The sequence below is a fragment of the Solirubrobacter pauli genome, assembly GCF_003633755.1.
Lineage (GTDB): Bacteria > Actinomycetota > Thermoleophilia > Solirubrobacterales > Solirubrobacteraceae > Solirubrobacter > Solirubrobacter pauli.
Genome location: NZ_RBIL01000002.1, coordinates 1,155,960 through 1,178,332 on the forward strand (window position 1 = coordinate 1,155,960; position 22,373 = coordinate 1,178,332).

Annotated in this window: 21 protein-coding genes; 11 read left to right on the forward strand and 10 right to left on the reverse strand. The window is 73.7% G+C overall.

Features of this window, described 5'->3' with window-relative positions; translation table 11 throughout:
* Window positions 1–16 precede the first annotated feature (16 nt).
* The gene (locus C8N24_RS25170) at window positions 17–790 is read left to right on the forward strand and encodes a helix-turn-helix domain-containing protein (protein ID WP_121255329.1); all 774 of its coding nucleotides are present in this window, start codon (window positions 17–19) and stop codon (window positions 788–790) included.
* Here C8N24_RS25170 and C8N24_RS25175 read toward each other — a convergent pair.
* Complete coding sequence (locus tag C8N24_RS25175; protein WP_121255331.1) at window positions 754–1,689, reverse strand: AraC family transcriptional regulator; 936 nt, start codon at window positions 1,687–1,689, stop codon at window positions 754–756. The genes C8N24_RS25170 and C8N24_RS25175 overlap by 37 nt on opposite strands.
* 65 nt (window positions 1,690–1,754) lie before the next feature.
* Here C8N24_RS25175 and C8N24_RS25180 point away from each other — a divergent pair, with 65 nt between their 5' ends.
* Window positions 1,755–2,129, forward strand: coding sequence for a hypothetical protein (locus C8N24_RS25180; protein ID WP_211340138.1), 375 nt, complete (start codon window positions 1,755–1,757; stop codon window positions 2,127–2,129).
* Here the strand turns inward: C8N24_RS25180 and C8N24_RS25185 are convergent.
* Window positions 2,113–3,690, reverse strand: a complete 1,578-nt coding sequence (locus tag C8N24_RS25185; RefSeq protein WP_170179402.1) for a helix-hairpin-helix domain-containing protein — start codon at window positions 3,688–3,690, stop codon at window positions 2,113–2,115. The two genes, C8N24_RS25180 and C8N24_RS25185, sit on opposite strands and share 17 nt — an antisense overlap.
* 44 nt (window positions 3,691–3,734) lie before the next feature.
* On the opposite strand from C8N24_RS25185, the gene C8N24_RS25190 reads away from it, so the two are divergent.
* From C8N24_RS25190 to C8N24_RS25200, 3 genes are read left to right on the forward strand one after another with little or no spacing between them, the layout of a single operon-like run.
* Window positions 3,735–4,718, forward strand: a complete 984-nt coding sequence (locus C8N24_RS25190) for an agmatine deiminase family protein (RefSeq protein ID WP_121255337.1) — start codon at window positions 3,735–3,737, stop codon at window positions 4,716–4,718.
* Entirely contained in the window at window positions 4,718–5,377 is a 660-nt protein-coding gene (ureA, locus tag C8N24_RS25195) for an urease subunit gamma (RefSeq protein WP_121255339.1), read from the forward strand. The genes C8N24_RS25190 and ureA overlap by 1 nt, the downstream gene beginning before the upstream one ends.
* The gene (locus C8N24_RS25200; protein WP_211340140.1) at window positions 5,370–6,977 is read left to right on the forward strand and encodes an urease subunit alpha; all 1,608 of its coding nucleotides are present in this window, start codon (window positions 5,370–5,372) and stop codon (window positions 6,975–6,977) included. Before ureA ends, C8N24_RS25200 begins: the two co-directional genes overlap by 8 nt.
* On the opposite strand, the gene C8N24_RS25205 is transcribed toward C8N24_RS25200, so the two are convergent.
* The 3 genes from C8N24_RS25205 to C8N24_RS25215 form a co-directional block, all read right to left on the reverse strand.
* Entirely contained in the window at window positions 6,954–7,511 is a 558-nt protein-coding gene (locus C8N24_RS25205) for a hypothetical protein (protein ID WP_170179403.1), read from the reverse strand. The two genes, C8N24_RS25200 and C8N24_RS25205, sit on opposite strands and share 24 nt — an antisense overlap.
* Window positions 7,492–7,980 (reverse strand): universal stress protein, encoded by a 489-nt coding sequence (locus tag C8N24_RS25210; RefSeq protein WP_121255344.1) that lies wholly within the window; start codon window positions 7,978–7,980, stop codon window positions 7,492–7,494. Before C8N24_RS25210 ends, C8N24_RS25205 begins: the two co-directional genes overlap by 20 nt.
* An 82-nt stretch (window positions 7,981–8,062) precedes the next feature.
* On the reverse strand, window positions 8,063–10,411 hold the full coding sequence (locus tag C8N24_RS25215) for a phosphoketolase family protein (RefSeq protein ID WP_121257990.1): 2,349 nt from the start codon (window positions 10,409–10,411) through the stop codon (window positions 8,063–8,065).
* Between the two features lie 113 nt (window positions 10,412–10,524).
* Between C8N24_RS25215 and C8N24_RS25220 the strand changes: the two genes are divergently transcribed.
* On the forward strand, window positions 10,525–11,697 hold the full coding sequence (locus tag C8N24_RS25220) for an FAD-dependent oxidoreductase (RefSeq protein ID WP_121255345.1): 1,173 nt from the start codon (window positions 10,525–10,527) through the stop codon (window positions 11,695–11,697).
* Here the strand turns inward: C8N24_RS25220 and C8N24_RS25225 are convergent.
* Complete coding sequence (locus C8N24_RS25225) at window positions 11,672–12,313, reverse strand: L,D-transpeptidase family protein (protein ID WP_121255346.1); 642 nt, start codon at window positions 12,311–12,313, stop codon at window positions 11,672–11,674. The two genes, C8N24_RS25220 and C8N24_RS25225, sit on opposite strands and share 26 nt — an antisense overlap.
* Before the next feature lie 77 nt (window positions 12,314–12,390).
* On the opposite strand from C8N24_RS25225, the gene C8N24_RS25230 reads away from it, so the two are divergent.
* The 5 genes from C8N24_RS25230 to C8N24_RS25250 all read left to right on the forward strand — a co-directional run bounded on the left by C8N24_RS25230 (window position 12,391) and on the right by C8N24_RS25250 (window position 17,821).
* Entirely contained in the window at window positions 12,391–12,969 is a 579-nt protein-coding gene (locus tag C8N24_RS25230) for an RNA polymerase sigma factor (RefSeq protein WP_121255348.1), read from the forward strand.
* 118 nt (window positions 12,970–13,087) lie between these two features.
* Window positions 13,088–14,497 (forward strand): hypothetical protein, encoded by a 1,410-nt coding sequence (locus tag C8N24_RS25235; protein ID WP_121255351.1) that lies wholly within the window; start codon window positions 13,088–13,090, stop codon window positions 14,495–14,497.
* 73 nt (window positions 14,498–14,570) lie between these two features.
* Entirely contained in the window at window positions 14,571–15,146 is a 576-nt protein-coding gene (locus C8N24_RS25240) for a hypothetical protein (protein ID WP_121255353.1), read from the forward strand.
* A 184-nt stretch (window positions 15,147–15,330) separates the two neighbouring features.
* Window positions 15,331–16,935 (forward strand): M28 family metallopeptidase, encoded by a 1,605-nt coding sequence (locus C8N24_RS25245; RefSeq protein WP_147447979.1) that lies wholly within the window; start codon window positions 15,331–15,333, stop codon window positions 16,933–16,935.
* 124 nt (window positions 16,936–17,059) lie between these two features.
* On the forward strand, window positions 17,060–17,821 hold the full coding sequence (locus C8N24_RS25250) for a SigB/SigF/SigG family RNA polymerase sigma factor (protein ID WP_121255356.1): 762 nt from the start codon (window positions 17,060–17,062) through the stop codon (window positions 17,819–17,821).
* A gap of 3 nt (window positions 17,822–17,824) precedes the next feature.
* Here the strand turns inward: C8N24_RS25250 and C8N24_RS25255 are convergent, their stop codons facing one another.
* From C8N24_RS25255 to C8N24_RS25270, 4 genes are read right to left on the reverse strand one after another with little or no spacing between them, the layout of a single operon-like run.
* Window positions 17,825–19,120, reverse strand: a complete 1,296-nt coding sequence (locus tag C8N24_RS25255; protein ID WP_121255358.1) for a fenitrothion hydrolase — start codon at window positions 19,118–19,120, stop codon at window positions 17,825–17,827.
* Window positions 19,117–19,668, reverse strand: a complete 552-nt coding sequence (gene lepB / locus C8N24_RS25260; protein WP_121255361.1) for a signal peptidase I — start codon at window positions 19,666–19,668, stop codon at window positions 19,117–19,119. The genes C8N24_RS25255 and lepB overlap by 4 nt, the downstream gene beginning before the upstream one ends.
* A gap of 4 nt (window positions 19,669–19,672) precedes the next feature.
* Window positions 19,673–21,487 carry a copper amine oxidase gene (locus C8N24_RS25265; RefSeq protein ID WP_121255363.1) on the reverse strand — a complete coding sequence of 605 codons (1,815 nt, stop codon included), beginning with the start codon at window positions 21,485–21,487 and terminating at the stop codon, window positions 19,673–19,675.
* Entirely contained in the window at window positions 21,484–22,290 is an 807-nt protein-coding gene (locus C8N24_RS25270) for a hypothetical protein (RefSeq protein WP_147447980.1), read from the reverse strand. Before C8N24_RS25270 ends, C8N24_RS25265 begins: the two co-directional genes overlap by 4 nt.
* Window positions 22,291–22,373 lie beyond the last annotated feature (83 nt).

The window sequence follows — 22,373 nt, forward strand, 5'->3', positions numbered from 1 at the left end:
TTGCATCATCGCCTCGGTGAAGTCCCTGCTCGCGCTCGATCCCGACCTCGGTCGTCTGCTGTCCCACGACCGGCTCGCGGCGGCGAAGCGTGAGCTGCAGGTGCGCCAGCAGCGGCTCGACGTGGGGCCGTGGGACGGCGCGCGGCTGGTCGCCGCGCCCGGGACCATCGGCCTGCTGATCGTCGACGGCGTGCTCGCCCGCGAGGTCGTGCTCGAGGACACGGTCAGCACCGACCTGCTCGGGCCCGGCGACATCGTCCGCCCGTGGCAGCACCACGCGACGCCGTCGCTGGTGGCGGCCGAGACGCGCTGGAACGTGCTGGCGACGCTGTGGGTGGCGGTGCTCGGCAACGGGCTGTCGGCCGCGCTCACGCGCTTCCCGGAGGTGTCCGTGACGATCGTCGAGCGGCTCGGCGAGGCCGCCGTGCGCAGCTCGGTGACGCAGGCGATCGCCCATCTGAACCGCGTCGACCGGCGGCTGCTCGCGCTCTTCTGGCACCTCGCGGAGCGCTGGGGGCGCGTCACCACCGAAGGGGTCGTGATCCCGCTCGCGCTCTCGCACCGGCTGCTCGGCGAGCTCGTCGGCGCGCGCCGGCCGACGGTCTCCAGCGCGCTCAGCGACCTCGCACGCGAGGGGACGCTCCTGCGCCGTGCCGACGCCACCTGGCTGCTCACGGGGGAGCCGGCGACCGGGGACCCATCGCAGGCGATCGAGCTGGTCCGCCAGCGCCGGCGGCTCATCCCCGCCGACGGTCAGCCGCGCAGCGTGGCGCTCGGCGTCTTCCCGTAGGCGATCCGGTACTGGCGGGAGAAGCGGCTGGGCGTCGCGAAGCCCCAGCGCAGCGCCACGTCGGTCACCGTCAGGCCGTCGGGCGTGCCGTCGAGCAGCTGCTGGTGCGCGTGCTGCAGTCGCACCCGGCGCAGGTAGGCCGTCGGCGTGGTGTCCAGGTGGCGGCGGAACGCGAGCTGGATCGCGCGCGGCGTCACGTGCGCGGCGCGGGCGATCGCGGCCGTGCCGATGTCCAGCTCCGGGTTGCTCTCGATGAACGCGATCGCGCGGCGCAGCGTCTCGGGGTGCGCGTCCCGGCGGTCGTCGATGCTGGGCTCGCTGACGGCGGTGTTGGGGAACACGGCCAGCGCGGTGGTGGCGAGCAGCCGGGCGGCCGAGCCGAGCACGAGCGGCGCGCCTGCGCTCGGCGGGTCGGCGAGCAGGTCGTCGACGAAGCGGGCGGCGAGGCGCCAGCGGCGGCCCTCGCCGGCGCGCGGCGTCATCGAGGCGAAGCGCGGCTCGCCGTCGGCGATCTCCGACAGCAGCGCACGCGAGACGCTCATCGTCCGTGCGCGGATGTTCTGCGTGCGGCAGGCGTGCCCCGCGCCGCCGGGGCTGCCGATGAACACGTCCCCGGCGACGTAGCGGTCCACGTGGGTGCCGCGGTCGGCCTCGAACGCGCCGTCGACGAGGGTGTTGATGAGCACGTCGCCGTGGCTCAGCATCCGGTAGCGCATCGTCCCGGGCAGGGCGGCGTCGGTCGACGCGAAGCGGCCCGCGTCGGTGCGGATGAGCTCGAGCCCGAAGGACCCGGGCTCGGTGTGCTTGAGCAGCAGGCGGCTGCCGTAGGTCTGGGTCAGGAAGGCCTGCGCCTCGTCGACGTCGTCGATGCGCAGGTCGATGCGGGTGGGTGTGTCCATGGTGCGGCCGTGCAGCTTGCCGCGTGATGGTCGAGAGTGCACCCGAATGGGGAGAATTTGGCGCGATGAGTGAGGATCAGGCGATCGAGACCGCAGGCAAGATGTCGGAGGCGCTGGAGACGCTCGAGCGCGCTCGCGGCCATCTCTACTCGTTCCACCAGCTCGTCGGCGAGGCGGACTTCGCGCTCGACGACGTGCTCGAAGGGCTGCGCGCGGCCGGGCGGTCGGAGCTGGCCGACGCGCTCGAGCGTGACCTGGTCGGGCGCGACGTGCTCGAAGGGCGCTGGACGTTCCAGATCATGGAGGAGTTCGACGACGGCTACTGGTCGGTGTTCCGGGACTTCGAGCGCCGCGTGCGCGACGAGCTCACCGGCGGGCGCCGGCACGTCTACGAGGCGCGCCTGAAGGCCGAGCGCCAGGGCACTACGGACGCGGGCTGAGCAGTCGCGTGTTGACCACGTCCGCGGCGGTCGCGCCGCCGCGGCGAGCGGTGTGGACCGCGTAGGTCATCCCGGCGAGACCGTCGATCGAGTGCGCGTCGGTCGAGCAGACGATCTTGACCCCGGCCGTGAGCGCCGCGCGCACGTGGGTCCCGCTCAGGTCAAGCCGGGGTGACAGGCCGTTGACCTCGAGCGCGACGTCGTGCGCGCGCGCAACCGCGTAGATGTGCTCGAGGTCGAGCGCGTTCTCGGGCCGGCGGCCGATGATCCGGCCCTTGGGGTGGCTGAGGCAGCTGACGGCCGGATGCTGGAGCGCAGCCTCCACGCGCTTGGTCATCTCGGTGCGCGGCATCCGCTGGCCGCCGTGCACGCTGGCCTGGACCCAGTCGAGCTCGGCGAGCACGTCGTCGGGGAGGTCGAGCCGGCCGTCGGGCAGGATGTCGCACTCGATCCCGCGCAGGACGCGGAACGGCGCGAGGCGCTCGTTGGCGGCGGCGATCTCCTCGCCCTGGCGGCGCACGTCGTCCGGGGTGAGGCCGCGCACGGCGCCGACGGCGGGCGTGTGGTCGCAGATCGCGAGGTAGTCGTAGCCGCGGTCGCGCGCGGCGCGGCCCATCTCCTCGACGCTGAAGCGCCCGTCGGACCAGGTCGTGTGGGTGTGCAGGTCGCCGCGGATGTCGGCCTCGGTGAGCAGCGGCGGCGGCGCGCCGGCGAACGGCGCCTCGCGCAGCTCCGGCGGCAGCCACGGCCGACCGAGCCGGCGGTAGACCTCGGCCTCGCTCGGCGCGTCGGGCAGCGGGCCCAGCGCGGCCACGTACTCGGGTGAGCCGGTGGCTTGCAGCAGCGCGGTGCCGAACCGCTCGGGCGGCGCGGTGTGCAGCTCGACCGGCACGCCCTCGATCGTCAGGCCGCAGCGCTCCTCGACCATGGCGACGATCTGCGGAAGCGCCGCGAACCGCTCGACGGCGTCGGGCGCGGAGGTCACCACCGCCAGGTGCCGCGGCGAGTCGTGCCACCGGCGGACGTCCCCGGCGGCCTCGCCGCCGAGCGCCTCGGCGATGCCGCTCACGAGCGCCCGGGCGCGGTTGAGCAGCAGGCCGGGCCGGCGCGGCGCGTCCTGCTCGAGCGCGGCCACGATGCGCGCCTCGGTCTTCGGGCCGACGCCGGGCACGTCGCGCAGGCGGCCGTTGGCCACCGCGTCCCGGAACGCCTCGGGCGTGCGCACGTCCAGCGCCTTGGCGAGCTCCATCGAGCGCTTCGTAGTCAGCCCCAGGAACCGGCCGAGCCCGATCAGCCCAGGCGAGAGCTCGCGCTCGAGCGCCTCCAGCTCGGCGATCCGGCCCGTCTCGACCAGCTCGCGCAGCCGCCCCTCGATGCCGGGCCCGATCCCGCGCAGCTCGCGCACCCGGCCGTTGCGGACGAGGCGTTCCACCGGAACCGGCGCCGAGCGGATCATCTCGGCCGCACGACGGTACGCGCGCGGCTGGTACGCGTTCGCGTCGGCGAGCTCGAGCAGGGTTGCGAACGCCTCGAGCTGGTCGGCGAGGGCGGCGTTGTCCACCCGCACACATTAGGGTTGGAGGCGTGTCCGAGAAGGGATTCCGCATGCCGCCCGAGTGGGCGCCGCACGCTCGCACGTGGATGGCGTGGCCGTCGTCCGGCTACACGCTCGGCGACGATCCGGACGAGGCGCGCAGGACGTGGGCCGCGGTCGCGAGCGCGATCGTCGCCTTCGAGCCGGTGACGATGGTCGTCGACCCGGGGGCGGTGGAGGTCGCCGGCCGCCATCTCGACCCGCGCGTCGAGGTCGTCCAGGCGCCGCTGAACGACGCCTGGATGCGCGACATCGGGCCGACGTTCGTGCTCGACGGCAGCGGCGGGCTGGCCGCGGTCGACTGGGTCTTCAACGGCTGGGGCGGCCAGGAGTGGGCGGCGTGGGAGCACGACGCCCAGATCGCGCGGTTCGTCGCGGGCCGGGCCGGCGTGCCGGTGGTCGACTCGCCGCTGGTCAACGAGGGCGGCGGGCTGCACGTCGACGGCGCGGGCACGGTGCTGGTCACGCGCACGGTCCAGCTGGACCCGGGGCGCAACCCGGACTGGGACGAGGCGCGCGTGGAGGCCGAGCTGGAGCGCACGCTCGGCGCCCGCCGCGTGATCTGGCTCGAGCGCGGGCTCACGCGTGACTACGACGAGTTCGGCACACGCGGCCACGTCGACATCGTCGCCACGTTCTCCGCGCCCGGCACGGTGCTCGTGCACCGCCAGGACGACCGCGACCATCCCGACCACGAGGTCTCACGCGGCGTCGCCGACCAGCTGCGCGCCGAAGGGCTGACCGTGATCGAGGTGCCCGCGCCGCGGTTCACCCACGACGAGCACGGGCCGGTCGACTACAGCTACATCAACCACTCGCTGGTCAACGGCGGCGTCGTCCTGTGCGCGTTCGGCGAGGAGGCGGCCGACACGCGCGCCGCGGCGATCATGGCGGAGGCCTATCCCGGCCGGCGCATCGAGCTCGTGGACGCGCGGCCGCTGTTCGCGCGCGGCGGCGGCATCCACTGCATCACCCAGCAGGAGCCGGCGGTCTGATGCGTCTGCTGCCCAGCGAGGAAGACCGGCTGCTGCTGTTCCTGGCGGGGGAGCTGGCCCGCAAGCGGCGGGCGCGCGGGCTGCCGCTGACCCAGGCCGAGGCGGTCGCGCTGATCGCCGACGAGGTGTGCGAGGCGGCGCGCGACGGTCGCTCGTACGCGGAGGTGCAGGCCTTCGGCTACACGGTGCTCGGCGAGGCGGACGTGCTCGAGGGCGTGGCCGACGCCGTGCCGCGCGTGGAGGTCGAGCCGCTGTTCGTGGACGGGCACCGGCTCGTCGTGCTGCACGACCCGATCCGCCGCGACGGCCCGCCGGAGGCGCGCGCGGTCGACCCCGAGTGGGTGGGCGAGGGCGTCGCGCTCGACGTCGTCAACGAGGGCGAGGTCACGGTCGGCGTGACGTCGCACTTCCACTTCTTCGAGACCAACCGCGCGCTGCGCTTCGACCGGGCGGCGGCGTGGGGCCGGCGGCTGGCGATCGAGGCCGGGGCGAAGGTCGTGTTCCCGCCGGGGGAGACGGTCGGCGTGCGGCTCGTGCCGATCGCGGGCGCCCGGATCGTGCGCGGGCACGGCGGGCTGGTCGACGGCCCGCTGGATGCCGACGGCGCGCGCGAGGCGGCGCTGGCGCTGGCGCGGGAACGGGGGTACCGCGGTGCCTGAGCGCGTACGGCTGGCCGACAGCGACCTGTGGCTCGAGCCCGAGGGCGAGCCGGACGCGATCGTCCCCGGCTGGGGCGGCACGATGCGCGATGGGCTCGGCGTGCGCGCCGAGCGCGGCGGCGTGGAGGTGGCGATCACCGGCGGCCTGGTGGTCGACCCGATCCTCGGCGTCCGCTACGCGAGCCTCGGGATCAGCCAGGGCCGGATCGTCAGCGTCGGCCGGGCCGGCAACCCCGACACGATGGACGGCGTCGACGTGGTGCTGGACACCGCGACCGCGGTCCACGACGCGAGCGGGTTGATCGTCACGCCCGGCGGCATCGACACCCACGTGCACTGGCTCTCGCCGCAGGTCGCGGACGCGGCGCTCGCCGGCGGCCTGACGACGCTCGTGATCCAGGACCCGGGCCCGGTCTGGAACCTCGGCTGCAACCCGCCCGAGCTGCTGCAGGCCGCGTGGGCGGCGCTCGATGCCTACCCGCTCAACGCCGCGCTGCTCGTCCGCGGCTCTGCGGCCCGGCAGGACCCGATCCTGCACTCGCTGCGCGCGGGCGGCGCCGGCCTGAAGATCCACGAGGACGTCGCGGCGGGCGCCGAGCAGATCCGGACCGCGCTCGACGTGTGCGACGCCGAGGACGTGCAGCTCGCGATCCACACCGACGGCCTCAACGAGTCGCTGTCGGTCGAGGAGACCTACGCGGCGTTCGGCGGGCGCACGATCCACGCGTTCCACATCGAGGGCTGCGGCGGCGGGCACGCGCCCGACCTGCTCGTGCTGGCCGGCCGTGACCGCGTGCTCACGTCCTCCACGAATCCCGGGCTGCCGTTCGGCCCAGGCACGGAGGCCGAGGGCCGCGCGATGGTCGAGGCCGTGCACCTGCTCGACCCGGGCGGCCGCAGCGGCGACCTCGCGATCCTCGACCTGCGCGTGCGCGCCCGCACGATGGCCGCCGAAGGCGTGCTGCACGACCTCGGCGTGATCCACATGCTGTCCTCGGACTCGCAGGGCATGGGCCGCGCGGGCGAGGTCGTCCGGCGCGCCTTCCAGAACGCGGACTGGATGAAGGCCGTCCGCGGCGCCGAGGGCGCCCACGACAACGCCCGTGTCCTGCGCCACGTCGCGAAGGTCACGATCAACCCGGCGCTCGCGCACGGCCTGGCCGGCCACGTCGGCGCGCTCACGCCCGGCCGCCTCGCCGACGCCGTGCTCTGGCAGCCGTCGCTGATCGGCGTCCGCCCGGAGCTGGTGGTCAAGGCCGGCATGGCCGCCTGGGGCGCCTCCGGCGACGGCAACGCGACCACGATGCTGTCCGAGCCCGTGCGGGTCCGCCCGCAGGTCGGTGGCGTCGGCGGCGCTCCCGCCCGCACGTCGCTGGCGTTCCTCGCCGGCAGCGCGATGGAGGCGGAACTGCCGACGGCCCGCCCGCGCGCCCGCGTCGAGGGCTGCCGCGACCTGACCGCAGCCGACATGGTCCACAACACGCGCACCGGCACGGTCCGGGTGGATCCGCGCACGTGGGCGGTCACGCTCGACGGTGAGCCGGTGGACGCGCCGCCGGTCGAGCGCCTGGCGTTCTCAGGCCGCTTCCTGCTGGGCTGACGCGGCCGTCCGCAGCGCCCGCGCCGTCGCCTCGCGGTGCGCGGGGCGCGGCGTCGTCCAGGCGAGCTGGCGCAGCGCGGGGGCGAGCCGCTCGGCCTCGGCGGCGAGCGCCGTCGCGCGGGCGAGCGCGGCGCGGTGGTCCTCCGCCGGCACCATGGCGCGGGCCGGGCGCACGCACACGCCGATGCACGGCTGCGGCGCCTCGATGTGCCCGCAGTCGCAGCGCCACGTGGTGACCTCGAGCGCGGGCTCGGGCACCCGCGGGGCGTGCAGCACGGCGCGGGCGCGGGTGCGCAGCGCCGCCCACTCGCCATCGGCGAGCGTGGACCGCGCGACCTCGGCGAGCAGCGCCCGGCGTTCGGCCAGCAGCGTCTCCAGCGCATCGACCGCCGCCAGCGCCGCCGCGTGCTCGTCCGCCGGGACGAGGTCCAGCCGGTGCTCGTGGCAGCCGCCGAGGCACGGCTGCGGCGTCTCGATCGCGCCGCAGCCGATGCACTGGTTGACCGTGATCACGTCAAGCGGCCTGGGCGACATCCTGGTCCTCGGCCGGGCAGCCGTGGCGGACGACGAGCGTCGGGCGCGTGGCGTGGTGGACGACAGCGTTGCTCACGCTGCCGAGGACGAGCGACCGGATGCCGCTCAGCCCGCGCGACCCGAGCACGATCGCGGCGGCGTCGCGGTCGTCGGCCGCGGCGAGGATCGCCTGCCAGATCGGGCCGCTCGCGCGCATGGCCATCGGCTCTGCGTCCAGGCCGGCCTCGCGGGCCAGCGTGGCGCCCCGCTCGGCCAGCTCGGCGGCGGCGTCCGCGGCGGCCTTGTCGAGCGCGTCGAGGTCCTCCGCGTAGACCATGCCCGGCCAGGCGTAGGTGAGCTGCGCCTGGGCGCGTGGCCAGGCGACGAGCACGACCGCGGGGCGCCCTCCGAACAGCGCCGCGGCGCGCTGGATGGCGACCGCGGCGTCATCGGAGCCGTCGTAGCAGAGGATCACGGGGGAGGCGGTCATCGTCGGGTCCTTCGGTCGGTGCTTGGTACTCCCAACCTAGGTCCGTGTCCGCCTCCCCGGCTTCGGGGAAGTCCGAGACCGACTACGGGTTTTCCGTAGTCCAGACCCAGTCGCGCAGCTCGGCCGGGTCGTCGCCGTGCTCGCGCGTGTAGGCGCGGGCCCGCAGCCGCTCGTCGACCATCTGCTGGCGCAGCAGCGCGGCGCGCTGGCCCAGTCCCGGCACCCGGTCGATCACGTCGATCACCAGGTGGAAGCGGTCCATGTCGTTGAGCATCACCATGTCGAACGGCGTCGTGGTCGTGCCCTCCTCCTTGTAGCCGCGCACGTGCAGGTTCATGTGGTTCGTGCGGCGGTACGTGAGCCGGTGGATCAGCCACGGGTAGCCGTGGTAGGCGAAGATCACGGGCTTGTCGGTGGTGAACAGCGCGTCGAACAGGCCGTGGCTGAGGCCGTGCGGGTGCTCGCTCTCGTCCTGCAGGCGCATCAGGTCGACCACGTTGATCACGCGCACCTTCAGCTCGGGCAGGTGCTCGCGCAGGAGCGCGGCCGCGGCGACGGTCTCCAGCGTCGGGATGTCGCCCGCGCACGCGAGGACGACGTCGGGCTCGCCGCCCCCGTCGCTGGACGCCCAGTCCCAGATGCCGATGCCGCGCGTGCAGTGCGCGACCGCCTCGTCCATCGTCAGGTAGTCGAGCGCGGGCTGCTTGCCGGCGACGATCACGTTCACGTAGTGGCGGCTGCGCAGGCAGTGGTCGGCGACCGAGAGCAGGCAGTTCGCGTCCGGCGGCAGGTAGACGCGGATGACCTCGGACTTCTTGTTGACGACGTGGTCGATGAACCCCGGGTCCTGGTGCGAGAAGCCGTTGTGGTCCTGGCGCCAGACGTGCGAGGAGAGCAGGTAGTTGAGCGACGCGACCGGCCGCCGCCACGGGATGTGGCGCGTCGTCTTGAGCCACTTCGCGTGTTGGTTGAACATCGAGTCGACGATGTGGATGAACGCCTCGTAGCTGTTGAACAGCCCGTGGCGCCCGGTCAGCAGGTAGCCCTCGAGCCAGCCCTGGCACAGGTGCTCGCTCAGCACCTCCATCACCCGGCCGTCCGGCGCCATGTGCTCGTCGGCGTCCTTGATCTCGGCCATCCACGCGCGGTCGGTCGCCTCGACGACGGCGCCGAGCCGGTTCGAGACGGTCTCGTCGGGGCCGAAGATGCGGAACGACGTGTCGTTGGCGACCGCGACGTCGCGCAGCCAGCCGCCGAGCACGCGCGTGGCCTCGCTCGAGCTGTAGCCGGGGGAGTCGACCTCGACCGCGTAGTCGCGGAAGTCCGGCAGCTCCAGGTCGTGCAGCAGCAGTCCGCCGTTGGCGTGCGGGTTGGCGCCCATCCGGCGCTCGCCGGCCGGTGCGAGGGCGACCACCTCGGGCAGCGGGCGGCCCTGGTCGTCGAACAGCTCCTCGGGCCGGTACGACCGCATCCACGCCTCGAGCTGCTCGACGCGCTCCTCGTGCCCGGCGAGCCCGGACAGCGGCACCTGGTGCGAGGCCGGCGTGGCCTCGTTCGGCCCGGTCCAGCCCTTCGGCGTCCGCAGCACGAGCATCGGCCAGCGCGGACGCTCGGTGCTGCCGTTGCGCGCGTCGTCCTGGATCCGCGCGATGTCGGCGACGATCGCGTCGAGCGTGCCCGCGAGCTCCTGGTGGACCGTCTCGAGGTCGTCGGTCTCGACGAAGAACGGCGTGTGCCCGTAACCGCGCATCAACGCGTCGAGCTCGTCGTGCGTGATCCGGCTGAGCACCGTCGGGTTGGCGATCTTGTAGCCGTTCAGGTGCAGGATCGGCAGCACGGCGCCGTCACGCGCCGGGTTGAGGAACTTGTTCGAGTGCCAGCTCGCGGCGAGCGGGCCGGTCTCGGCCTCGCCGTCGCCGATCACACACGCGACGAGCAGATCCGGGTTGTCGAGCGCGGCGCCGTAGGCGTGCGCGAGCGCGTACCCGAGCTCACCGCCCTCGTGGATCGAGCCGGGCGTCTCAGGCGCGACGTGGCTCGGGATGCCACCCGGGAAGGAGAACTGGCGGAACAGCTTGCGGATGCCGTCCTCGTCGCGCCCGATGTTCGGATAGACCTCGCTGTAGCTGCCCTCCAGCCACGTGCTGGCGACGAGCCCGGGGCCGCCGTGCCCGGGACCGGCGATGTAGATCGTGCTCAGGTCGTGAGCCTGGATGACGCGGTTCAGGTGCGCGTACAGCAGGTTCAGCCCGGGCGTCGTCCCCCAGTGGCCGAGCAGCCGCGGCTTGACGTGCTCGGGCAGGAGCGGCTCGCGCAGGAGCGGGTTCCCGAGCAGGTAGATCTGCCCGACGGACAGGTAGTTGGCGGCGCGCCACCAGGCGTCCAGCCGCGCGACCTCCTCCGCCGACAGCGGAGCAGGCGTCTCGGTCATGGCCATGTCCGAAGAGTGCCGGGTCTGGCTGCGGCGTGCGTCCGGGAGCGACCACCGCCGTCCGGGGGAGAACTACGGATGGCGCCGCTCGTCCGCACTCGTACGGTCACGACATGAGCAACCAGCCGCACATCGTCATCGCGGGTGGGGGCGTCGCCGCCATCGAGGCGGTTGCGGCGCTCCGGGCCGCGGTCGGCCCACATCCACGCATCACCGTCCTCGCGCCCAACGACGTGCTGAACCCGCCACCCGCCTCGGTCGCCGCGCCGTTCGGCTTCGGGCTGCCGAACCCGGTCCCGTTCGCGGTCATCCAGCGCTACGCGCCGTTCGACCATCGTCCGGCCAAGCTGGTGCGGGTCGAGGCGGACCAGCACGTGGTCGTCGACGATCACGGTGACCGCCTGCGCTACGACGCGCTGCTCGTGGCGCCGGGCGCACGGTCGCTTCCCGCCGTGTCGGACGCGATCACGTTCACCGGCCCGGCTTCCGTTCCGGCCGTCGAGGCGGCGCTCGCCGAGACGGCGACGCTGGCCTTCGTGCTCCCGAGCGTCTCGACCTGGGCGCTGCCGCTGTACGAGCTGGCGATGATGGCCGCGACCGAGCTGCGCAGCCGCGGGCGCGAGCCGCGCGTCACGATCGTCACCCCCGAGCCCGTGCCGCTGTGGATGTTCGGCAGCGAGGCCGGCGCGGCCGTGTCCGAGCACCTCGCGGCGCGCGGGATCGCCCTGCGCGCCGGCGTGCGGCTGGCCGAAGTGCATCCCGGGTGGGTCGAGCTCGACGGCGCCGATCCCGTGCCGGCGGGCCGCGTGATCGCGATGCCGCGCCTGGTCGGACCGGCGATCGCGGGGCTGCCGCACGACCCGTCCGGGTTCGTCCCGGTCGACGGCCACGGCCGGGTGCCCGGCCTGGCGGATGTGTTCGCGGCCGGCGACGTGACGACGTTCCCGCTCAAGCAGGGCGGGCTGTCGGCGCAGCAGGCCGACGTCGCGGCCGCCGCGATCGCCGCCGACCGCGGGCTCGGACCGGCCCCGGAGCCCTGGCAGCCGGTGCTGCGCGGGCTGCTCCTCACGGGCGGCGCGCCGCTGTACCTGCGCGCGCCCGTGAGCCTGGACGGGGAGCCGCTCCCAACGACCGAGCGGACCGTGTGGCACACGCCGCTGTGGTCGCCACCCGGCAAGGTCGCCGGGCGCTACCTCGCGCCGTTGCTGGCGACGGCGCGCCCGCCGCGGCTGGCGAGCGCGCCGATGGAGGACGTGCCGCTCAGGCGCGCGCGCCAGAACGTGTGACGATCACGGTCGTGCCGGGCGCGAGCAGGTCGTAGAGCTCGCGCGCGAACGCGGCGGGCACGCGGACGCAGCCGTGGCTCGCCCGCTCGACGTCGGTGGTGCCGGCGTGGAAGGCGACGCCACCGACGAAGTAGCTCGCGTACGGCAGCCAGACCTTGTACGGGACCGACCACGACCGGCGCTCCTTGCGGCCGATCTTGAACGTGCCGACGGGCGTCTCGTAGCCCTGCTTGCCGGTCGAGACGGAGTAGACCCGCTCGACCGCGCCATCGCGGACGACGAGCAGCAGCTGGCGGGACAGGTCGACCTCGACGTGCAGGCCGGGGCGCGCGCTCACGGGCGTGAGCGCCGCGGGCGCGTCGAGCGCGGCGCGGGTCTTCGGGCCGGCGACGCCGTCGGCGCTGAGGCCGTTGGCCTTCTGGAACGCCTGGACGGCGGCGCGGGTGGACGGTCCCGCGCAGCCGTCGACGGCGCCGCCGGGGAAGTGCAGGGCCTCGAGCCGCTCCTGGAGCGCGGCGGTCTTGGCATCGCAGCGCGGGGCGGCGACGGCGGTGGCGGGCAGGGAGGCGATCATCGCGACGAGCGCCGCGAGCAACAGGGTCAGACGGTGGTTCATGCCCGTTGGACGAACGCCGCCGCCGATTCCTTCACGCCGTCGTGAAGAAATCGGCGGCTTGGTAGGTCTAAGGGGGGATGCTGCTCATCTTCATCGCCGTCGTGGACCCGCCGCAGCGCGGGGAACGGCGCCTGATCAAGCGCGCGCAGGGCGGTGACGTCGGCGCGTTCGAGCAGCTGCTCGAGGCCAACGGCGCCGCCATGCGCCGGCTCGCCTACTCGATGCTCGGCGACGAGGCCACGATGGACGACGTCCTCCAGACCGCGTACGTGCGCGCCTTCCGCGCGCTGCCGAAGTTCGACGGGCGCTCGAGCTTCGGCACCTGGCTGCACCGGATCGTCGCCAACGCGGCGGTCGACGAGCTGCGCCGGATCGCCCGCCGCGGCGAGGTCGACCTCGAGGCCCTCGAAGGCCGCGCGGCCGCCTCCAGCCCCGACATCGGCGACGCGAGCGACACCCGCATGGACCTCGCCAACGCGCTCGCCGGCCTGCCGGCGGACCTGCGCATCGTCGTCCTGATGGTGGACGCCGAGGGCTACAGCTACGACGAAGTGGCGGAGGTCGTCGGCATCCCGCCGGGCACCGTCGCGTCGCGCCTGAGCCGCGCCCGCGCGGCGCTCCGTCCTGTCCTGGACGCCCGATCGGAGGCGGCATGACCGCGCACGGCAACGAACCCGCGTGCGAGGCGCACGGCGCGCGGCCGGCCCGGCCGGGAGGCCGCGACGCCGCGCGCGGGCTGCGCCCCGCAGCACGAGCCCGGACGGAGGCGACGCGATGAGCGACCGCGACGAGGAGCTCGGCCGCGCGCTGCGCGACCTGCCCGCGCCCCCGCACCGCGAGGGCTTCCACGCCGAGCTGCGCGCGCGGCTCGAGGACGAGGCGGCGAGCCGCCGCGCGGCGCGGCCCCCGTGGCGGCCGTGGCGCGCGCGCGACAGCCGCGATCGGGGCTTCGCGCCGGGTGCGGCGCGGCCCGGCGACGCCCGCGCCCGCGGCTCGGCCGCGCGCCGCCGGCTCGGTCCCGCGCTGGCCGGCGCGACCGCGCTCGCGGCGGCGATCGTGCTCGTGCTCGCGCTGCTGCCGGGCCGGGTGGACCGGGGCGTCGTCACCGCGCCCGCCCAGGCGGCGCAGGTGGTCGAGCGTGCCCGCGCGGCCCTCGCCGACGTGCGGTCGCTGCGGGCCACGCTGGTCGTCCGCGGCCGGCTGAACGCCCAGGAGCCGCTCACGACCGACCGCCTGCGCGTGGCGCTGACCGACCGCGGCGACCTGCGGGTCCTCGGCAGCGCGCAGGACGGCGACTTCTACTACTCGTCCCGCGACGCGCGCGAGGTGCAGCTCGACCTGCCGTACGCGCCCGGCTCGTTCGTCACCGAGGGCGTCGCCCCCGGCGCGCCCGACGGCCTGATCGGCGACCGGCGCCTCGGCCTGCAGGCCGCCGCGGTGACCCGGGCGCTCGCGGCCGCGCGTACGGGCACGGTGCGCGAGGAGCGCGTCGACGGCCGGCCCGCCTGGGTGCTGCGCGCCGACATCCCGGTCAACAAGCTCGGCTACTCGGGTGACCGGCTCGAAGTCATCGTCGACCGCGGGACCGGGTTCCCGCTGTCCGTGCGCGAGACGCTCCGCGGCCGCCTCGTGCAGGGGTTCGAGCTCGAGCACCTGCGGCTGAACCCGTCGCTGCCCGCGTCCGCGTTCGCGCCGGACGTCCCCGCCGACGCGACCGTGGTCGACGAGGGGTTCCGCACCGTGCCGTTCAGCGCCGTCCGGGACCGCGTCGGCTACCCGCCGCTCGCGCCGCGCGCGCTGCCGGCCGGCTTCGGCCGCTCGGTCACGCGCGTGGCCAGGACCACGCCGTCGCCCACCGGCAACGAGGCGCTGAACCCGCCCTCACGCGACGTCGTCAGCACCGCGTACCGCCGCGGGCTCGACACCGTGATCGTCAGCACCCGCCGCGCCGGCGCCGACCCGGACGCCTGGGCCGACCCGATCGCCTCCGGCGAGGGGAACCTCGTCGAGCCCGAGCGGGTCCGGATCCGGGCCGGGGCCCTCCGCGGGGCCACCGCCAACGTCGTCCTCGACCCGCGCGTCGAGCCGCACGTCTACGTCGTCACCGACCAGCTCGTATTGACGATCACCGGTCCGCTCACGCGCGAGGAGCTGCTGGCGGCGACGGCGTCGCTCACGCGCTGAGCGCGGCGCGGTCGCACGCCTCATCCCCGGGGGGTGATGCGGACTGCTCACGGCCGCACCTACGGTGGCGCCTGTGACCCGACCGAACCGCTGGATCTGGGTGAGCGCGGCGCTGGGCGTCGTCGCCGTCGCCGCCCTCGCGTGGGCGTTCGTCCTGCGCTCGGACCGCGACGACACGCAGGCCGAGCTCGACCAGGCCAACCAGCAGGTTGCCGAGCTCCAGGCCGAGGAGCCGCAGGCCGCCGGCGGCGCGGAGGAGACCGCGACCAAGGCGGCGCTCGAAGCCGCCTACGAGGAGCTGTCGGCGCGCCTGGGGACCAAGGCCGAGACCCTCGAGGCCGCGACCGCCTCGGTCGAGGACGCGCAGCGCACCGCCGACGCCGCCGCCGAGAAGGCGGCCGACGCCAAGAAGGCCGCCGCCGGCGCGGAGGGCGCGACCGAGCAGGCGCAGGCCACCGCCGACCAGGCGCAGGCCGAGGCCGAAGCGGCCAAGGCGAAGGGCGCGGTGGTCATCGACTGCGCGAAGGTGTCGTTCGCGGCGCTCGGAGAGCTGCTCGGCAGCGGCTCGCTGACCGCTCAGCTGTCAACGCTCCGTGACTCGCTGGAGGGCGTTGCGGACGAGTGCCAGACAGCGTTTGCGGACCTGTGAGCGAAGAACCTCCTACCCGCCCTAGTAGTTCGCGGTACGCTCCGCTGACGGACCGTCAAATCGGTCCATCGCCGCACATCGAAGAGGGGGTACTTCTTTGTCCCGGAGTCGTTTGGCTCTGGTGGCCGCATGCGCCGCCACGTTCGCCTTAGTCCCTGCCGCCGCGTCGGCCAACGGTGGCGCCGTGTCGCCGCGGGACCCAGGCGCGAAGCGCTTCGTCGAGGGCGTCTCCGTCCCGAGCATCACCGAGCATCAGACCGCGCTGCAGCGGATCGCGACGCTCAACGACGACACCCGCGAGGTGTTCTCGCCCGGCTACCAGGAGTCGCTGGACTACGTCGTCAGCACCCTGCGCGAGGCGGGGTACCGCCCGCAGGTCACGCAGTTCAACTACCCGACGTGGGGCGAGAGCCAGGCGCCGGTGCTCAACCAGGTCAAGCCGACGCCGAAGGTGTACCGGCCCGGCACGGCCGAGCAGTCCGACCTGCCGGACTCGGACTTCATCACGATGGCCAACTCGCCCACGACCGTGCTCACCAACGCACCCGTGTTCCCGGTCGGCGGGATCGTCGACCCGCCCACGGGCGGCTCCACCAGCGGCTGCGCGGCCGCGGACTACGCCGGCGTGTCCGGCAAGATCGCGCTCGTGCAGCGCGGCACGTGCGCGTTCATCGAGAAGTGGCAGCTCGCGCAGGCCGCGGGCGCCACGGGCGTGATCATCTACAACGAGGGCAACACGCCCGAGCGCCAGAACCCGATCTTCGTCGACAACCAGCCGGACCCGCCGGCGACGATCGCGGCCGTGATCACCAGCTACGCGCTCGGCAACGAGCTGCTGCAGGCCTACAAGCAGGGCAAGAACCCGACCGTCGACTTCAAGGTCTACGGCACGTTCACCGACCGCTTCCTGCCGCAGGTGATCGCCGAGACCAAGGGCGGCGATCCCAACCACGTCGTGCTCGCGGGCGCGCACCTGGACTCCGTGCCCGAAGGCCCGGGCATCAACGACGACGGCTCCGGCACGTCGACGCTGCTGTCGATGGCCCGTGAGCTGTCGGAGGGCCGGTACAACCTGCGCAACAAGGTCCGCTTCATGTGGTTCGGCGCCGAGGAGAACGGCCTGGTCGGCTCCTCCTACTACGCGCGCAACCTCAGCCAGAAGGAGGTGGACAAGATCGACGTGATGCTCGACTACGACATGCTCTCGTCCGCCAACTACATCCGAGGCGTGTACGACGGTGACGGCGACGACACCGAGGACGGCAGCGAGGCCTCCGAGTCACCCGACTCCGGCAAGGTCGAGGCGGTCTTCGAGGACTGGTTCCGCTCGCAGGGCCAGCCGGTCGTCAAGGGCCCGTTCGACGGTCGCTCGGACTACGTCGGCTTCACGCTCCGCGGCATCCCGTCCGGCGGCATCTACGCCGGCGCCGAGGGCGTCAAGACGCCCGAGGAGGAGCAGATCTTCGGCGGCGCCGCGGGCTCGTGGTACGACCCGTGCTACCACCAGATCTGCGACAACCTGAGCACCGTGTTCACCGGTGTCATGCCGCTCAGCGCCGAGGGCCTGGCGCCCGGTGGCACCGACGCCGAGAAGCGCGCGGCCCGTCGCAAGATGTCCGGCGGGGCGCTCAAGAGCCTCAAGGAGCTCGCCGCGGCGGCGTCCTACGCCGTGTACTACTTCGGCGCCTCGCGTGACGCCTTCGGCACCAAGCCGGGTGGCCACAAGCCGCCCAAGTGGCCGCGTCGCGGCCCGCGCTGGCACGGTCACGAGCACCGCGTCGGCCGCTAGCAGCGCTACGTGCGAACCCCGGGCGTGGACCACGCCCGGGGTCCGCTCGTCAAGCCATCGCACCTCACCGTCCGATCTCCAACACCGCACGAGTGGCTGGTTGTGGGCGTGGAAAGAAGAGGGCATGGCCCCAGTTGCTGCAACCCTTCCGCGTGAGCGTGGACGGGCCCAGGATGTCACCCCGCTGTTCGAGCGCTACCGGGCCAACGGTGATCAGGAAGCCCTGGAGGCGCTCGTGGAGCGCTTCTTGCCGTTGGCGCGCCATCTCGCGCGCCGATATTCGGCCGGCTCCGAGCGCGAGGACGTCGAGCAGGTCGCCGCGGTCGGCCTGATGAAGGCGATCGAGCGGTACGACCCCAGCCGCGGGCTCGCGTTCACCTCGTTCGCGATGCCGACGATCCTCGGCGAGGTCAAGCGCTACTTCCGCGACCTCGGCTGGACGGTCCGCGTCCCGCGGTCGCTGCAGGAGCTCGCCCCGAAGGTCTCGCGGGCGACGGAGGAGCTGTCCGCCCAGCTCGGACGCACCCCGACGCCGGAGGAGGTCGCGACCAAGTGCGGCGTGACCGTCGAGCAGATGCTCGAGGCGCGCGCCAGCGTCAGCGCCCACCGCGCCGACTCGCTGGACCGCCCGTGGGCGGACGACGAGGAGAGCTCGACCCGCGGGGACCTCCTCGGCGGGGAGGACCCCGGCTTCGCGCACGTCGAACGCGTCACCGACATCGACCGCATGCTGTCGCAGCTGCCCGAGCGCGAGGAGCGGATCGTCCGCCTGCGCTTCGAGCAGGACCTGACGCAGCGGGAGATCGCCGAGCAGGTCGGGCTCTCCCAGATGCACGTCTCGAGGCTCCTGCGGGACGCGCTGACGACGCTCTCCGAGGCCGGCTGAGTCTCAGGCGCTGAAGCCCGTCGACAGCAGCCAGAGCCCGGTGCAGGTGAACACCACCATCAGACCGAGCATGGCGAGCTGCGAACGCGCCGCCGCTCGCGCGGAGCCGTAGACCTCCAGCGCGCGGTCGTGCGCCAGCACCAGCGCCGCGACGTGCCCGGCGACGAGCGCGCCGATCTGCACCCACCAGATCGTGGTCGCGCTCAGCGCGGCGTAGTCGACCTCCGAGGCGGCGCCCCCGAACAGGTCGGCGCCGCGGCCGAGTGGGTCGTTGGCCAGCGGCCACAGCGCCTGTCCGCCCACGACGGCGAGCGAGAAGTAGTGCGCGACCAGGTACCCCGCGGCGATCGGGATCAGCGTGTGCGCGAACGCGCGCGCGTGCCGGCGAGCGGGCGCGACACCCGCCGCCCAGATCGCGAGCACGAGCACCACGCACAGCGCGAGCCCGGCGACGCGGCCGGTGTCCAGCGCCGCCTCGGCGGACAGCCCGAGGTGCGTGCCGGCATCCTCGAGCGCGTGGGCGATGCGCTTGAACGCGGCGGCCTCGCGTGCGCCGTCGAACGCGGTCGACCCGATCGCGACCAGCAGCAGCGCGATCGTGCCCCCGAGCGCGGTGCCCGAGTGGGCGAAGCGGCGGCCACGCAGCGGCGACAGGCTGCCGAGGAGCGCGAACAGCACGCCGAAGGCGTCGGCGTTGCGCACCCACGGCTCGACGCCGTAGAGGCTCATCCCCACGAGCATCACCACGAAGTAGACGAGCATCAGGATCGCCAGCGGACGCGGCTCGCCCGCCCGGGCCCAGCACAGCTCGCAGACGGCGAACGCGAACAGGCCGACCGCCGCCGGGACCCGGCCGAGCCGCTCCGGGTAGGGCGCCGGCCGGCTGGCCAGCCCGGCACGGGCAGCGAGCGCGCCCGCGGCGCGGCCGACCGCCCGCCACGGGCTCACGTGGCGGAACACGTCGCCGAGCAGCAGCGAGGCGAACGGCACGCCCACCCAGAAGCCGACGTAGACGGCCGTGGGGGCGAGGTTCTCGTTCGGGAGCGTGGTCCCGGCCAGCCCGGCGTAGGCGACGGCCGCGAAGGCCGTGACCCCGAGCGTGCCCAGCAGCGCGTCCGACCAGCGCGGGAGCGCGGTGTCCGGAAGCGCGGCGGCGTGGCGCAACCGCGGGCGTGTCCACCCGGCGGCGAGGAAGGCGAAGGACAGGACGAGCACGCCGGCGGCGGCCGCGAGCGCGACGGTCAGCGGAATCGGCACGTCGGCGCCGGCCGCGATCCCGTGCGCGAGCAGCGGCCTCACAGCGTCGCCTCGACCCGGCCGACGATGCGCTCGGCCGGCACGAACCCGTGGCCGGGTGCGTCCGCGAAGCCGCCGCTGTCGAACGATCGCGCACGGTCGTCGCCCATCATCCAGTAGCGGCCGTCCGGGACGGTCACGTCGAAGGCCAGCGGCATGGTCCGGCGGGCGTTCCCCGCCACGTACGGCTCCTTCAAGGGCGTGCCGTTGAGGATGAGGGCGCCGTCCGCCGAGCAGCAGACGACGTGGTCGCCGCCGACCCCGATCACGCGCTTGACGATCAGCGCGTCGGCGGCGATCTCGCCCCGGCTGCGCGCCGAGGCGCGTGCCCAGCCGCCGGGGTCCTCGAAGACGGCGACGTCGCCCCGCCGCAGCGGGACGAGCTCCGGGACGAGCTTGTTGACCAGCACGCGATCCCCGACCCGCAGCTCGGGCTGCATCGACGGCGTGACCACCGTCAGCAGGCCCACCGTCCGGTAGGCGACGAGCATCAACAGCGCGACGCCGACCGCGGCGCCGAGCAGGCGGGTGCGGGGACGCGTGCCGGTCAACGCGCTAGCTCCTGACCTTCAGGGTCTTGGCCTTGGTGGCGCCGGCCGCGGCCGTGGCCGACCCGAGGTAGCTCGCCGTGACCTTGTAGGTGCCGGCCTTGAGCTTCGGCAGCGTGGCGGTCGCCAACCCCTTCTTCAGGGTGAGCGTCCGCACCGTCTTGCGGTTGATCTTCAGCGCCACCTTGCCGGTGGCGGCCACGCCGCCGGAGGTGACCGAGATCGTGGCCTTGCCGCCGCTGAGCTTCAGGGCGACGGCCGACAGCGCCTTGCGCGCCGCGCCGCCGACCTGGAGCGTCGCGGTCGAGCTGTCGCCGGCTTCGGGGGCGACCACCTCGGTCCGCGCCGCGGCGCTCGGGCCAGGCGCGGGCGTGGTCGTCGCGGTGGCGGTGGCGGTGGCGGTGGGCGTGCTCGTCACCGTGGCCGTCGCGGTCGGCGTGGCGGTGGCGGTGGCGGTGGCGGTGGCCGTCGTCGTCGCGGTCGCGGTCGCGGTGGCCGTGGTGGTCGGCGTGGCGGTCGCGGTGCTGCTCGGCGTCGGGGTCGGCGCCGCCGGCATGTTGCGGCCGTTCCAGGCCGACCGCAGCGCCGGCGCCTGCGAGTTGTTGGCGTGCCAGTCGCGCGGGTAGAGGCTGAAGCCCTGCCAATGGATCGGCATCGGGCTCTGGTCCTCGTCACGCGGGACGTGGTGGAAGCCCACGTTGACCCAGGCCACGGGGTTGGTCAGGTTCTCGCCGTCCAGGTAGTCGAGCGAGGTCTTGTCGCCGCAGTTCGCCTGCGACGTGAGGTTGCGCATGGGGAACTGCTCGCACGAGCGGAACTGCGAGAAGGTCAGCTCGTACTTGAGGTGCGGGTAGGAGCTGTAGGGGTCGTTCTTGCCGTAGACGAACTCGTACGACCGCGGATGGCCGTCCGTGTTCGTGCTGTTCGGCGCGAGCACCCGGAACCAGCGCCGGTTGGTCAGGTTGAACGCCTTCTCCGTCGGGATGTCGGTCTTGGTCGTGTTGTAGATCGCCGACTGCGTCCCGCGCTGGCCCGTGGGCGCCGTGTCCCACTGCTCGGCCTTCATCTGCGACTGGCCGTCGAGGCCGAAGTCCACCCGCCAGACGGCCGAGTGGTAGTGGTTCATCAGGAAGTCGCTCTCGCCCGTGCCGACCGGCCAGCCGTTGACGTACCCCTCGCCGAACGGGATCGCCTCGCCGGTCGCGCCGAGGTCGGCGTCGATCTGCCCGTCGTCGTGGAACGCGTAGCGCATCTCGTACTCGTAGTTGCCGATCGCGGCGGTGGCGTGGACGATCAGGTCCGTGCCCTGCTTGGCCAGGATCTGGCTGTTGGACCGGTACTGCGAGCGGTACGCCGTGCCGGTGTCGGCCTCCCGGATGCACAACGCCGGGCGCACCTCCTCGCGGTACACGCTCGTCGACGTCTCCCACGAGACGGTCGCGTTGCGCAGCTCGCCCTGCGGGCACTCGGAGACGTCCAGGCCCTTGAGGTACTGGCCACCGAAGCCGTACTGGAGCACGTCGTCGTACTCGATCGAGCCGTTGTCGTAGGGCACGTTCATCTGCGCGGTGTTGATCGCGTCCAGCACGAGCTTGGGCGCGGTGTCCTTGGGACCCTGGAACGCGACCTTCGAGATCACGAGGCCCTTGATCGAGTGGTGGCCCCAGCACATCTCCCACTTGGCCCCGTTGCGGAGCTTGTACGAGATCAGCGACTCGCCGGAGCAGAACGCCGCGGTCGGGGTCGTCGACTGCGCCCCGGCGCTCGGCGCGCCCAGCGCGAGCGCCACGCCCACGATCATGAGTACCTTCAGCGCCTTCACGGCTCGATCACCTCGATCTTGTCGGCAGAGAGATCGACGATCCGATCGACCATGACCAGGCCGCGACCGTCTTCGGTGCGGAGCTGGAAGAAGATGCAGCGGTGCTCGCCGCACTTCTCCGCGCCCTCGCTCTTCTCGTCGGCGGTCCAGGCACCGCCCGCGTAGTCGAGCTGATCGGCGCTGGTGAGCGCGACGCCCGTCGTCCGCTTGTAGTCGTCCTTGAGCGCCTGGCTCGCCGGGTCCGCGAGCAGGCGGACCATCGCGGTGTCCACCTCACGGCGCGAGGGCGGCAGCTGCACGCCCTTCGCCCGCTTGGTGTCGACCGTGCCCGACTGCAGGTCCACGACCTGCGTCACGAGCTCGTCCGTCGCGTAGTCGTAGGAGCTGACCTTCACGGCGCGCGTCGGCGTGCCGTCCTCGCTCTCGGCCAGGTCCGTCGAGAGGTACTGCAGTCCGGCTGAGCCGTCCACCCGCTCGCCGGTGTCGGCCGTTGCGGCCACGGCGACGCTGCGCGCGTAGCCGACCTCCTCGCCGCTGAGTGGATCGAGCGGCTTGCCGATCGTCTTCGGCTTCGCCGTCGGCATGCCCTCGGGCAGCGGCGTCTGCGGCTTGGCCAGCACCTCCTCGACCGGCACCTCCGGCTCGGGCTGCGCGTTGAGCGGCGCGCCCTGCCCGCTCACCTGCCCGCCCGTCACGAGCAGCACCGCCATGAGTCCGACGGCGGCCGTCAGGCCGACCAACGCGGCCAGCACCGATCGCCGCGAGAGCCATGCGACGACCCTCCCGTCTGATGGGTCTTTCATCCCCCTCATCCCTCGTGAGGACGCCCCGCGACCGCCCCTCAATGCAGCGCGGATGCGCCAGCGCCCATGAGCGCTGGGCGAGA